This window comes from Bradyrhizobium sp. USDA 4532, from assembly GCF_024171315.1.
Classification (GTDB): domain Bacteria; phylum Pseudomonadota; class Alphaproteobacteria; order Rhizobiales; family Xanthobacteraceae; genus Bradyrhizobium; species Bradyrhizobium australafricanum.
On the sequence record NZ_JALJZN010000001.1, the window covers coordinates 7,937,653 to 7,950,391 of the forward strand.

Consider the following 12,739-nt stretch of genomic DNA (forward strand, 5'->3'; position numbering starts at 1 on the left):
GGTTTGCCCCATGCTGCTGAGTTGCGGAGATGCGCTGATCGATTTCCTGCCGTCGAAGACGGCGGACGGACGTGAGGCCTTGACGCCCGCCGTCGGCGGCTCCTGCCTCAACATCGCGATCGGCAGCGCCCGGCTCGATGTTCCCACCGGCTTTGTCGGCGGCATCTCGACCGACACCTTCGGCAGGATGATCGCCGATCATGCCGCGGCGTCCGGCGTCGATCTTCGTCGCGCCACGCGGAGCAATCGCCAGGCCACGCTGGCCTTTGCGCGCGTCACCGGCACCGAGACGCAATACGCCTTCTATGACGCCGACACTGCGTCGCGGAACTGGACCTATCGGCGCGATGCGGTCGCGCTTGACGGCGTCACCTGCGTGCACACCGGCTCGACCACGCTGGTCCATGACAAGGGTGCGGCGGAGACGCTGGCCTTGATCGAGGATGCGCGGCCGAACGTGACGATCTCGCTCGATCCGAACTGCCGACCGAACCTCGTCAAGGACAAGGACGCTTATCGCGCGCGCATGCTGGCGTTCTGCGGCAATGCCGACATCGTAAAGATGTCCGACGTCGACTTCGCCTATCTGTTCGGTGACGAGGCCCATGCTGCGCGGGCCGAGACGCTGCTGTCGGGCGGCGCATCGCTCGTAGTCATTACGCGCGGCAATGATGGCGCTTGCGCCTGGCATCGCAAGGCAGGACCGATCGCGGCCGAAGCGCCGGTGGTCAACGTCGTCGATACGATCGGCGCCGGCGACAGCTTTCAGGCGGCGCTGCTCGCCGCGTTGCATCGGTTGGACCGGATCGCGCAGCCGCAGTTGCGCGACGTCTCCGCAGCCGAGCTGACCCGTGCGTTGTCCTTTGCCTGCAAATGCGCCGCTTTCACCTGCACGCGGCCCGGCGCCGATCCGCCGCGCAGCCGGGAGTTGCCGGCCGACTATTGGTAAGCCATGCAGGGCCTCAGCCGGCGCGGCCTCCCGCGCGATGCCGTCGCTTGACGCTTAGTCTCATTTTGCGTGCTGCGCCTGCGAAGGCAAATCTGCCCGGCGATGCGTGAAAGCGTCCGAAGCACCCGATATCGCTCGGATTTGATGCCAACCCGCGATCGCTGCATTTCGATCGTGCGAAGTCATGCTGCTTCGGCTTCGCATTGAGCGCATCTGTTGTCTTTGTGAAAGACCGCGCTAACATGGAATCCATCCATCGATACCTGTCTTCGTCCTTTTTTGATCGTCTATTGCAGCGCAACCAGGCCACGCAACGGGTTGCGGGCTCGCCAGGGCGACCGGGCCTCGAAGGGAAGTAGCAGACACGCATCCCTAATATTGCCAAGAAACAACGGGGGAAGATATGTATGTGAGAGGGATTGCGGCATTCGCCGCCGCGCTCGGCGTTGGCCTGTTGTCGGGCGCCGCCATCGCGCAGGAAGTCAAGCAGGAGAAGCAGTCGGTCCTCGGCAACGCCAATATTTCTCCGGTAACCCAGGAGCAGCTCAACGCCGCCGACAAGAACAGCAGGGATTTCCTGCTCACCAACGGCAACTATGCCCAGACGCGATTCTATCCGGGCAAGCAGATCAGCCGGGACAATGTGAAGGACCTGCACGTCGCATGGATCTTCCAGACCGACGTCAAGGAATCGCTTGAGACATCTCCAATCGTCGTCGATGGCGTGATGTTCGTCACGACGTCGTTCAGCCATGTCTATGCGCTCGACGCCAAGACCGGTCAGCAGCTCTGGCACTACGCCCACAAGATGGGCCCGATCACGGTTTATTGCTGCGGTCCCAACAATCGCGGCGTCCAGGTGCTCGGCGACCGGGTCTATCTGGCGACGCTCGATTCCAAGCTGATGGCGCTGAACGCCAAGACCGGCGAGGTGGTCTGGACCACCAACATCGCCGATCCCGAGCTCGGCTACAGCGAGACGATGGCGCCGACCGTGGTTAAGGACAAGGTGCTGATCGGAACCAATGGCGGCGAATACGGCATCCGCGGCTTCGTGCGCGCCTATGACGCCAAGACCGGCAAGCAGCTCTGGAATTTCCACACCATTCCGGAGAACTCCGTCGGTGTCTGGGCGACCAAGGATGCCACCGGCCGTGACATGCATCGCAATATCCAGGCCGAGAAGGACATGCTCGCCAAGATCGGCGATCCCTATGCCAAGCTCGGTGGCGGCGTGTGGCAGAACCCGTCGGTCGATCTCGCGACCAACCGGATCTACTTCGTCGTCGGCAACCCGTCGCCCGACCTCGACGGGTCGAACCGGCCCGGCGACAACCTCTACACCAATTCGCTGGTCTCGCTCGATCTCGACACCGGCAAGTATGTCTGCCACTTCCAGTACATCGCCCATGACGTCTGGGACCTCGACGCGGTCAGCCCGACGGTGCTGGTCAACGTCAAGGACAAGAGCGGCAAGACGATTCCCGGCGTCATCCATGCCGGCAAGACCGGGCACATCTATGTGCACGATCGCAAGGATTGCAGCCTGATCCGCTTCTCCGAGGCGATGGTGCCGCAGGAGAACATGTGGGTGCTGCCGACCAAGGAAGGCGCGCGCATGCTGCCCGGCGCCAATGGCGGCGTCGAATGGTCGCCGATCGCAACCGATCCGGGACAGGAGCTGGCCTACGCGATCAATCTGCACCAGCCGATGACCTACCACGTCGAAAGCTCGGCCTATCCGAACGGCAAGCTTTGGCTGGGCGGCGCCTTCAAGGTGATCCCGGGCGAGAAGCAGGCAGGCAACATCACCGCGGTGAACTACAACAACGGCAAGATCAAATGGCAGGTCAACACGCCCGAGCCGATGATCGGCGGCATCCTCGCCACCGCCGGCGGCCTGGTCTTCACCGGCGAAGGCAACGGCAAGTTCGCGGCCTACAATTCGTCGAACGGCAAGGAGCTGTGGAGCTTCCGCGCCGGCGCCGGCGTCAACGCGCCGCCGTCGAGCTACATGGTCGGCGGCAAGCAATATATCGTGGTCGGCGCGGGCGGTAACACCCAGCTCGACTACAAGCGTGGCAACAACATCATCGCCTTCACGCTCGACTGAGCCGGGCCTGATGCATCATCACGCGTGCAAACATTGACGGCGAGGCGGGACCGGTTCGGTCCCGCCTCTGTTTTGGTCGGATAAAAGGTCCAGCCACGTCATTGCGAGCGAAGCTAAGCAATCCATTGTGCCGCGTTTGTGGAAGCATGGATTGCTTCGTCGCTCCAGCGCAAAATTGCTTTGCAATTTTGTCGCGAGCTCCTCGCAATGACGGAGGTGGACCGATACTGCGCCTCAGGATGAGCCAATGTTCGGTAAATTGATGATTTGCGGCGTCGCGCTGTTGCTGATGGCAGCGCAGGCGCGCGCAGAGACGATTGAGGAAAAAGTACAGGTCTGCGCCGGCTGCCATGGCGAGAACGGCAAGCCCGTCGACAAGACCATTCCGACGATCTGGGGCCAGCAGGCCGGTTATCTCTACATCCAGCTGCGCGATTTCAAGCGCGGTGATCGCAAGAACGAGATCATGCAGCCGATCGCGGCGCAGTTCGAGCGCGACGATATGCTGGCGATCGCGGAATATTTTTCGCAGAAGCCGTGGCCTGACCTCGGCCAGCCGCGCGCGCCCAAGGACGTGGCGGAGAAGGCGGTCAGCGCCAGCCGCTCGGTCGGTTGCCCGGCTTGCCATCTCGATCGCTTCCAGGGCGACGGCACGGTGCCGCGGCTTGCCGGCATGGGACGGGATTATCTCGCCAAGACCATCGCCGATTTCCGCACCCGTGCGCGCGGCAACAATCCCGGCATGTCCGACCTGATGCTGGCAACGTCGCGCGACGACCTTGCCGCATTGGTGGACTATCTGGCGGGGCTGTGAGCGGCGGGCACTCGTCATGCCCAGGCTTGTCCCGGGCATCCGCGTCTTGGTATCCAGGCAAAAGAAGACGTGGATGGCCGGGACAAGCCCGGCCATGACGTCCGAGCAAGTCGCCTCAACGCGGCGTCAGCTCTTCGCGCAGCACTGAGAGGATGGTGAGATCGGCGGCGTGCTTGCCGGCCTTGTCGGCCAGCGCAGGGTCGGCGCCGTGCGCCAGCAGTGTCCTGGCAATCGCCGGATGATTGCCTTCGGCGGCGATCATCAGCGCGGTGCGGCCGCGCGCATCGCGGTCGTCGACCTTGGCGCCGCCTTCCAGCAGGTACGAGACGACCTCCAGTGCTTGCGCCTCCGGCACGGTCTCGTCAGGGCCGGCGGCCCACATCAGGAGCGTCAGATCGTTGGCGTAGCGCGCGTTGATGTCGATCTCGTGCGCGAGCAGCTGCTTGACGATGCCGAGCTGGCCGCCCGCCGCGGCGTAGACGACCGGCGGCTTGCCGGTGTCGTCTGCCTTGCGGCCGTCGGCGCCGTACGCCAGCAGCATGCGCACCACCATGTCCCTGCCGGCATAGGCGGCGGCCGCGACCGGGGAGGCGCCGCTACGTCCGGTGAGATTGACGTCGGCGCCGCGGTCGATCAGGCGCTGCACGATCGCGACATGGCCGCGCTCGGCAGCAAAATACAGCGCGGTCGATCCCGCGAGGTTGCGTGCATCGAGCGGCGCGCCGCGTGCCAGCAGCAGGTCGACCATGGCAAGATGGCCGGAGCGGGCGGCGTGGCTCAGCGGCCTTGCGCCCAGCCGGTCCCGCGCGTCGACCGAGGCGCCGTGATCGAGCAGCTCGGTGGCAAGGTTGATGCAATCGGCATTGGCGGCCGCAAATAGCGACAGCGAGATCTCGATCGCGCTGAGCTGGGCCTTGTCGGTTTCGTATTTGCGGATCAGCTCGCGGCATCGCGCCGGATCGAGCGCCGCGAGGCTGCCGTGCACGCTGCCGGCAACGATCAGCGCGGCGAGGGGGATGCGGCGATACAAGGCGTGGTCCTCCGTCATGCTGACAGCAGCGCCATTCGGTCGAGCGTCGCATGATCCTCCGTCGCTGCCAAGCCGCGCGGCCGGGAAGGGCCCGCCGCGCCGGCAGGCCATGCGCCGTCGCGGCTCCGTGGCCTTTCGCCATGCGTCCGAGCCGATGGACTTGCCGCTTGCAGCGCGGCACGATGCGGGCGTCGACCCTATCTGACGCGAGTCCTTGCCCAAATGAGCGACGATCTGTGTCTGCTGTCTGCCGTTGAGCTTCGTGGGCGCATCGCCCGCAAGGAGGTTTCGCCTGTCGAGGTAACGCGCGCGGTGCTCGCCCGTGCCGAGCGGCTGCAACCCGAATTGAACTGCTTCATCACGCTGTGCGGTGACGCGGCGATGGCGCAGGCGAAAGCTGCCGAGCGGCAAATCACGGCTGGCGAGCCGGCCGGTCTGCTCCACGGCATCCCCTTCACCGTGAAGGACATCGTCAACACCAAAGACGTCCGGACGACCTTCGGCGCGGTGCCGTACCGGGACAACGTGCCCGACAATGACGCCGTCGCGGTGGCCCGCCTCCGTGCCCACGGCGGCATATTGATCGGCAAGACCACGACGCCGGAGTTCGGCAGCAAGTGCCTGACCGACTCGCCGCTGTTCGGGCGGACCCGCAATGCATGGAGTGCCGAGCGGTCCAGTGGCGGCTCCAGCGGCGGCGCGGCGGTGGCCGTCGCGAGCGGCATCGCGCCGCTGGCGGTTGCGACCGATGGCGGCGGCTCAACCCGGATTCCCGCCGCCTGCAACGGTGTGGTCGGAATCAAGCAGAGCAACGGGGTGATCCCGCATAGCCAGGTGCAGGACACTTTCGGCAACCAGACCTATGTCACGCCGACCACGCGCACCGTTGCGGATACGGCGCTGATGATGCAGGCGATGGCGGGAGAGGATCCGTCGGACCCCCTGGTCGATCGGGGTGCCGGTGCCTGACTATCTCGGGCTTGCCGCCCCGCGCGGCGACCTCAAGGGCCGGCGGGTGCTGTTCTGCGTGTCGCCGCCGCGGCGTCCGGTCACGTCCGATGTGGCTGCCGCGTTCAAGGCAAGCCTCGACCGTCTGGCGAGCCTCGGCGCCGAGCTCGAAGAGTTTTCCGGCGACGGCTTTGACATCGAGCCGATCTGGCGTGCGATCAATCACACCGTCTGGCGCACCCGCTTCGAGAAGCTCGGGGCCGATCATCCGGATGATCTCAGCGCAACCTTCCTGAAGCAGCTCGCGCTGGCGGCCCAGGTCAGCGGTGTCGACTACCAGCGGGCGATGTTCGAGCGCACCGCGCTCTTCCGCCGGGTGCAGTCGCTGTTCGCGCGCGGCGATCTCCTGGCGATGCCGACCTTGACCCGGTCGGCGCTGCCGATCGACCAGGACCTGTTTGGCACGATCGAGATCGACGGCCGGAGTTTCGACAGCGTGCGGCCGCACTGGTTTCCCTGGACCATGCTGTTCAACATGACCGGGCATCCCGCCGTCAGCATCCCCGCAGGTTTCGGCCGCGACGGCCTGCCGATCGGACTGCACCTGGTCGGCCGCTTCCGGGCCGATGCCGAACTATTGCGCGTTGCAGCGTTGTTCGAGGCGGCGAGCGACTTGCTTGGTCGCTGGCCGGCCTGATGTTGTCGGCGCCGCCGGTCGCGGCGTCGCCGGTTTAGCCGGTCTGCCCGGTGCTCGCATTGGCGACGGCGCGCGCGACATTGGCGATCACCTCGTTGCACTTCTCGATGGGAGCACTTGCCCCGGTCAGGTAAGCCGTCACCACGATCGGCTTGCGGCCGGGCGGCCAGAACACGCCGATGTCGTTGTAGGTGCCGCGCTCGCCGGTGCCGGTCTTGTCGGCAACCCGCCAGTCGCGGGGCACGCCGGCACGCAGCCTTGCGTCGCCGGTTTTGTTTGCGACCATCCAATCGATCAGTTTCTGGCGCGAGGCCGCGGACAGGACATCGCCGAGCACGACGCGCTGCAAGTCCTTCAGCATCGCGACAGGACTCGTGGTGTCGCGCGGATCGCCTGATACCGCCTCGTTCAGCGCCAGCTCCCAGCGATCGAGCCGGCTCACATTGTCGCCGATGGTGCGGAAGAAGCCGGTCAGGCCGGCTGGCCCGCTGATCTCGCGGAGGATCATGTTGCCCGCAGTGTTGTCGCTCCTTGTGAGGGCGGCCTCGCAAAGCTCGGCAAGCGTCATGCCCGAGGCGACGTGCTCCTTGGTGACGGGCGAGTTGGCCAAGATATCCTTGGCCTCGAACCGGATTTGCTGATCGAGGCTGGATTCGCCGCGGTCGATCCGGTGCAGCACCGCGGCCGAGGCCAACGCCTTGAAGGTGCTGCACATCGGGAACCGCTCGTCGCCGCGCCGGCTCGCGCGCAATCCCGTCTCCATGTCGAGCGCGGCGACGCCGAGCCGGCCGCTGGTTGCCAGCTCGATGCGCGCAAACTCCTGCTGCAGCCGCTGCGCCGGCTCGCCTGGTCCTGCCGCTGCGCCTTGCCGCGGCAAAGTGCAGGACACCGCAAGGCCCAGCGCGCGCAATCCAAATGTCCGTCTTGTCAGCATGTCGAATCTCCCGTTGGCGGCGCGAACCTGCCGGGCGGCGTGACGGCGCACAAACAATCATTTATACAGCGAGACATGAGGAAAACTTGGTCATGACGCCGTGCGCCGGCATCTCCCGCTGAACGCGCTGCGCGCCTTCGAGGCCTCCGCGCGGCTGCTCAGCTTCACCCGCGCCGGGCTGGAGCTGCGCGTGACGCAGACTGCGATCAGCCATCAGGTCAAGCAGCTCGAGGATCTCCTGGGCACGAGCCTGTTCCGCCGGCTGCCGCGCGGGCTGGTGCTCACCGACGAGGGGCTGGCGCTGCTGCCGGTGCTGTCAGACGCGCTCGACCGGATCGGCGCCGCGATCGACCGCATCGAGGCCAAGGGCACGCGCGAGGTCGTGACCGTCGGCTGCGTCACGACGTTCGCGACCGGATGGCTCTTGCAAAGGGTCGACCGCTTCAAGCGCGCGCATCCCTATATCGATTTGCGTCTTCTCACCAACAACAACCGCGTCGACATCGCAGGCGACGGGCTCGATCTCGCGCTGCGCTTCGGCGACGGCTCGTGGCACGGCACCGAGGCGATCCATCTGTTGTCCGCACCGCTCTCGCCGGTGTGCTGCCCCGACGCGGCGGACCGGCTGCGCAAGCCGTCCGATCTCGCGCAGGAATTCCTGCTGCGGTCCTACCGCGCCGAGGAATGGCCGCTATGGTTTGCGGTCGCCGGCGCGCCGTGTCCGAAAATCCAGGGGCCGATCTTCGACAGTTCGATCGCGATGGCCGAGGCCGCCGCGCGCGGCGTCGGCGTCGGGCTGGTGCCGATCGCGATGTTCGAAAATGAGCTGGCCACCGGCCGGCTCAAGCGTCCGTTCGCGGCCGAGGTCCCGGCGGGATCCTATTGGCTGACCTGGCTGAAGTCGCGCGAGGTGACGCCGGGCATGCGCGCGTTTCGCGACTGGCTGCTCGAGACGCTGCGGACGGAGGTGAATGAGGTGGAGGACGCCGTCGCGCCCGCACCGCGGCGGAAGATCACGACAAAGGCCGGACCGAAGCCGCGGACCAACACCAAGCGGCGTTAACGTCTGACGACGTGACTTCAACTATCGTCGCCATTATTTCTGAATTATCGAATGATGCCGCTGATTTGCCCGACATGTCAAGTGCCGTGTCGGACGCCCGCAGCCGCCGGCTACTTTGCATGGGGTTGTTTTCGATATTTTAGGCGGTGCGCTCCCGCGCCGGCTGGCTATCGCATCTGGCGCGCGACCTACGCCAGATGGCACGCCACGGAATGCCCATTCCTGCCTTCCAGCAACTCCGGCGCGCTCTGCCGGCAGCGCTCCTCGGCGATTGGACATCTCGTGTGGAAGTGGCAGCCCTTGGGCGGATTCATCGGGCTCGGCACGTCGCCCTTCAGGCGGATGCGGTCGCGCTTCGCCTTGGGATCCGGCACCGGCACCGCCGAGAGCAGTGCCTTGGTGTAGGGGTGCTGCGGGTTGCGGTAGAGATCGCTGGCCTTGGCGAGCTCGACGATGCGGCCGAGATACATCACCGCCACGCGGTCGGAGATGTGCTCCACGACCGAGAGATCGTGGGCGACGAACAGATAGGTGAGGTTCAGCTCGGCCTGCAGATCCTCGAGCAGGTTGATGACCTGGGCCTGGATCGAGACGTCGAGCGCGGAGACCGGCTCGTCGCACACGATCAGCTTCGGCTCCAGCGTCAGCGCGCGGGCGATCGCGATGCGCTGGCGCTGGCCGCCGGAGAATTCGTGCGGGTAGCGGCGCATGTGCTCGGCCTTCAGCCCGACCTTGACCAGGAGGCTCGCGACGCGGTCCTCGCGCTCGCTGGCCGAGCTCACGAGGTTATGGATGATGAAGGGCTCGCCGAGGATCGCGCCGACCGTCATGCGCGGATTGAGCGAGGCGAACGGGTCCTGGAACACGAGCTGCATGTTCCGCCGCATGGCGCGCAGGTCGCCGCCGCCGAGGCCGGTGACGCTCCGGCCGTCGAATACGACCTCGCCCGAGGTCGGCTCGATCAGCCGCAGCACGCAGCGGCCGGTGGTCGACTTGCCGCAGCCGGATTCACCGACCAGCCCCAGTGTCTCGCCGCGGTTGACCGAGAACGACACGCCGTCGACCGCATAGACCTGACCGACCTCGCGCGAGAGCAGGCCGCCCAGCACCGGAAAATGCTTCTTCAGATTGGAAACGCGCAGCAGCGGCTCGGTCATGACGCGTCTCCGAGGTGGCAGGCCATGCGGTGGCCGGGCGCGATCTCGCGCAGCCGCGGCTCCTTTTCGGTGCAGATGCTCATGGCGTATTTGCAGCGGGCGGCAAAGCGGCAGCCGGGCGGCGGGTTGATCAGGATCGGCACCGAGCCGCCGATCGCCTCCAGCCGCGTCTTGTGCGCGGCGTCGAGATCGATGCGCGGGATCGAGCGGATCAGGCCCTGAGTGTAGGGATGGCCGGGATTGCCGAACAGTTCGTCGACCGGCGCCTCCTCCACCACCTTGCCGGCGTACATCACGACGACGCGCTGCGCGGTCTCGGCGACGACGCCCATCGCGTGCGTGATCAGCATCACCGCCATGCCGAAGCGTTCCTTCATGTCCTGCAACAAGTCGAGGATCTGCGCCTGGATGGTGACGTCGAGCGCGGTGGTCGGCTCGTCTGCGATCACAAGCTTGGGGCGGCAGGCCAGCGCCATCGCGATCATCACGCGCTGGCGCATGCCGCCGGAGAACTGGTGCGGATAATGATGCACGCGGCCCGCGGCGTTGGGGATCTGCACCAGCTTCAGCATCTCGATGGTGCGCTCGAGCGCCTGCTTCTTGGTCACCGCCTCGTGGCGGCGCAGGCTCTCGGCGATCTGCTCGCCGATGGTCAGCACCGGATTGAGCGAGGTCATCGGCTCCTGGAAGATGAAGCCGATCTCCTTGGCCCTGATGTCGTCGAGCTGGTGGCTGGTCAGCGGCACCAGGTCGCGGCCCTCGAAGATGATCTCGCCTTCGACGATCTTGCCCGGCGGCATGGCGATCAGCTTCAGGATCGACATCGCGGTGACGGTCTTGCCGCAGCCGGATTCGCCGACCACGCACAGCGTCTCGCCGCGGTTGATGCTGATGTCGACGCCGTCGACCGCCTGCAGGATGCCGTCGTCGGTGGTGAAATGGGTTTTCAGGCCCTTGATGTCGAGCAGCGCCATCAGATCACCTTGCGCGCGTCGAGCGCGTCACGCAGCCCGTCGCCGATGAAGTTGATGGCGACCACCGCGATGAAGATCGCGCCACCCGGGAACAGCGCCCAATGCGGGCCGATGTCGAGAAAATCCTTGGCGTCATAGAGGATGCGGCCCCAGGTCGGCGTATCCGGCGGGAAGCCGAGGCCGAGGAACGACAGCGTCGATTCCGCGATGATGGCGGCGGCGACGTCGATCGTGCCGGCGATGATCACGGGGCCCAGCGCGTTGGGCAGGATGTGGCGCACCACCTGGCGCACCGGGCTTGCGCCGAGCGCGCGCGCGGCCTCGACGAATTCCTTCTCGCGCAGCGACAGGAACTGGGCGCGCACCAGGCGCGCGACCGGCATCCAGCGCAAGCCGCCGATCACCAGCACGATCAGGATGAAGATGCCGCCCTCCGGGCCGAACATCGCCTTCAGCCCGTCGCGGAACAGATAGATCAGCATCAACAGCAGCGGCAATTGCGGCAGCGACAGGAACAAGTCGGTCAGCCACATCAGCGCGTAGCCGAGCGCGCCGCGCGACATGCCGGCGAGCGCGCCGATCAGCGTGCCGACGAACACCGAGACCAGCATCGCGGCGAGACCGACCGCGAGCGAGATGCGCCCGCCATAGATCATGCGGGCGAGCAGGTCCTGGCCGAGATCGTCGGTGCCGAACGGGTGCGCCAGCGAGGGGCCCTGCAGGCCGGCCACGACGTCCATGTCGCTGATCGAGACGCGCCAGACGAACGGGCCGATCACGACGGCTGCGATCAGCAGCAGCAGCAGCACGGCGCTGACCACGGCGGGCCGGTGCCGGCGGTAGCGCCGCCAGGTTTCGCGCCAGGGCGAATAGCCGCGCCGCTCAGCGGAAGGAGATGCGAGGGTCAAGCCAGCCATAGAGGACATCTGCGATCAGGTTGAACAGCACCACGAGACACGCGAAGACGAAGGTCACGGCCATCACGACCGGCGTGTCATTGGCGAGGATGGAGGAAATCAGCAGCGAGCCGATGCCGGGAATCCGGAAGATCTGCTCGGTGACGATGGCGCCGCCGAACACGGCAGGCATTTGCAGCGCAATGAGCGTGACGACCGGGATCATCGCGTTGCGCATCACGTGCTTGACGATCACCTTGGCCTGCCCGAGTCCCTTGGCGCGGGCCGTGGTGACATAGTCGAGCCGGATCACGTCGAGCATCGCCGAGCGCACGAAGCGGGTCATCGACGCCGCCTGGAACAGGCCAAGCACCATCACCGGCATGATCGCCTGCCGGATCATCTCCAGCAGCCAGGGAATGCCGCTGCCCGGTACGTCGGTGTAGACGAAGGGCAGCCAGTCCAGCTTCACCGAGAACACCAGGATGAACAGGATGCCGGTGAAGAAGGTCGGCAGCGAGAAGCCGATGAAGGCGAAGGTGTTGGCGAGCTGGTCGAAGATCGAATACGGCCGGGTGGCGGCATAGACGCCGACCGGGATCGCGATCAGCAGCGCCAGCAGCTGCGCCGAGCCGATCACGTAGAGCGTGGTCGGCAGCCGCTGCAGGATCAGCGTGTCGACATTGATCCGGCTGACAAAGGAGAAGCCCCAGTCGCCCTGCGCCATCGCCGCGAGCCAGTGCAGGTAGCGAAGATAGATTGGGTCGTCGAGGCCGAACTTGGCGCGCAACGCGGCCTGTACCTCGGGCGGCACGTTCGGATTGGTCGCGAGCTCGCTGAACGGATCGCCCGGCGCGAGCGCCAGCACGACGAACAGCACGAGCGAGATCCCGAGCAGGCTCGGGATCGCGATCATCAGGCGACGCAGGATATATTGACTCATCGAGAGATCATCTAACTAACGCTCGCACCTTGAGCACGTTGATCTTGCTTCCAGTCGAAAGGCGAGCTTCACCTCGCCCCGCGTGCGGGGAGAGGTCGGAATTCAAGCACAGCTTGAATTCCGGGTGAGGGGGACTCTGCACGAACTCACCTTCCAACGCATTTGCGGAGAGAGCCCCTCACCCCGACCCTCCAAGAGCGAGCTCCGCTCGTCTCGAGCCG

10 protein-coding genes and 1 pseudogene are annotated in these 12,739 nt (G+C 65.9%); 5 read left to right on the top strand and 6 right to left on the bottom strand.

The features are described from left to right. Window positions 1–10 precede the first annotated feature (10 nt). The 3 genes from J2R76_RS36625 (at window position 11) to J2R76_RS36635 (ending at window position 3,876) form a co-directional block, all read left to right on the top strand. Complete coding sequence (locus J2R76_RS36625; protein ID WP_076830636.1) at window positions 11–949, top strand: carbohydrate kinase; 939 nt, start codon at window positions 11–13, stop codon at window positions 947–949. Window positions 950–1,352: 403 nt separating this feature from the next. Next, window positions 1,353–3,062 (top strand): PQQ-binding-like beta-propeller repeat protein, encoded by a 1,710-nt coding sequence (locus tag J2R76_RS36630; RefSeq protein WP_253625647.1) that lies wholly within the window; start codon window positions 1,353–1,355, stop codon window positions 3,060–3,062. Between the two features lie 247 nt (window positions 3,063–3,309). Further along, window positions 3,310–3,876: a c-type cytochrome gene (locus J2R76_RS36635; protein WP_244558909.1), complete on the top strand. Its 567-nt coding sequence runs from the start codon at window positions 3,310–3,312 to the stop codon at window positions 3,874–3,876. 115 nt (window positions 3,877–3,991) lie between these two features. On the opposite strand, the gene J2R76_RS36640 is transcribed toward J2R76_RS36635, so the two are convergent. Next, window positions 3,992–4,906 carry an ankyrin repeat domain-containing protein gene (locus J2R76_RS36640; protein WP_253625648.1) on the bottom strand — a complete coding sequence of 305 codons (915 nt, stop codon included), beginning with the start codon at window positions 4,904–4,906 and terminating at the stop codon, window positions 3,992–3,994. A gap of 222 nt (window positions 4,907–5,128) precedes the next feature. On the opposite strand from J2R76_RS36640, the pseudogene J2R76_RS36645 reads away from it, so the two are divergent. Beyond that, window positions 5,129–6,551, top strand: a pseudogene (locus J2R76_RS36645) (amidase). Window positions 6,552–6,585: 34 nt separating this feature from the next. Here the strand turns inward: J2R76_RS36645 and bla are convergent. Further along, complete coding sequence (gene bla, locus J2R76_RS36650; protein WP_253625649.1) at window positions 6,586–7,485, bottom strand: class A beta-lactamase; 900 nt, start codon at window positions 7,483–7,485, stop codon at window positions 6,586–6,588. Between the two features lie 100 nt (window positions 7,486–7,585). Between bla and J2R76_RS36655 the strand changes: the two genes are divergently transcribed. Then, window positions 7,586–8,548 carry a LysR family transcriptional regulator gene (locus J2R76_RS36655; protein ID WP_253625650.1) on the top strand — a complete coding sequence of 321 codons (963 nt, stop codon included), beginning with the start codon at window positions 7,586–7,588 and terminating at the stop codon, window positions 8,546–8,548. 188 nt (window positions 8,549–8,736) lie between these two features. Here J2R76_RS36655 and J2R76_RS36660 read toward each other — a convergent pair whose 3' ends face one another. From J2R76_RS36660 to J2R76_RS36675, 4 genes are read right to left on the bottom strand one after another with little or no spacing between them, the layout of a single operon-like run. Then, entirely contained in the window at window positions 8,737–9,705 is a 969-nt protein-coding gene (locus tag J2R76_RS36660) for an ABC transporter ATP-binding protein (RefSeq protein WP_168855782.1), read from the bottom strand. Next, window positions 9,702–10,682 (bottom strand): ABC transporter ATP-binding protein, encoded by a 981-nt coding sequence (locus J2R76_RS36665; protein ID WP_141340051.1) that lies wholly within the window; start codon window positions 10,680–10,682, stop codon window positions 9,702–9,704. Before J2R76_RS36665 ends, J2R76_RS36660 begins: the two co-directional genes overlap by 4 nt. Then, window positions 10,679–11,596, bottom strand: a complete 918-nt coding sequence (locus tag J2R76_RS36670; protein WP_028334911.1) for an ABC transporter permease — start codon at window positions 11,594–11,596, stop codon at window positions 10,679–10,681. The genes J2R76_RS36665 and J2R76_RS36670 overlap by 4 nt, the downstream gene beginning before the upstream one ends. Continuing rightward, on the bottom strand, window positions 11,562–12,518 hold the full coding sequence (locus J2R76_RS36675; RefSeq protein WP_016842735.1) for an ABC transporter permease: 957 nt from the start codon (window positions 12,516–12,518) through the stop codon (window positions 11,562–11,564). Before J2R76_RS36675 ends, J2R76_RS36670 begins: the two co-directional genes overlap by 35 nt. Window positions 12,519–12,739 lie beyond the last annotated feature (221 nt).

What these genes read in the sequence shown, in the direction of transcription:
- J2R76_RS36625 (WP_076830636.1), top strand. Translation starts at nt 11, where the DNA reads ATGCTGCTGAGTTGCGGAGATGCGCTGATCGATTTCCTGCCGTCGAAG.
- J2R76_RS36630 (WP_253625647.1), top strand. Translation starts at nt 1,353, where the DNA reads ATGTATGTGAGAGGGATTGCGGCATTCGCCGCCGCGCTCGGCGTTGGC.
- J2R76_RS36635 (WP_244558909.1), top strand. Translation starts at nt 3,310, where the DNA reads ATGTTCGGTAAATTGATGATTTGCGGCGTCGCGCTGTTGCTGATGGCA.
- bla (WP_253625649.1), bottom strand. Translation starts at nt 7,485, where the DNA reads ATGCTGACAAGACGGACATTTGGATTGCGCGCGCTGGGCCTTGCGGTG.
- J2R76_RS36660 (WP_168855782.1), bottom strand. Translation starts at nt 9,705, where the DNA reads ATGACCGAGCCGCTGCTGCGCGTTTCCAATCTGAAGAAGCATTTTCCG.
- J2R76_RS36670 (WP_028334911.1), bottom strand. Translation starts at nt 11,596, where the DNA reads ATGGCTGGCTTGACCCTCGCATCTCCTTCCGCTGAGCGGCGCGGCTAT.
- J2R76_RS36675 (WP_016842735.1), bottom strand. Translation starts at nt 12,518, where the DNA reads ATGAGTCAATATATCCTGCGTCGCCTGATGATCGCGATCCCGAGCCTG.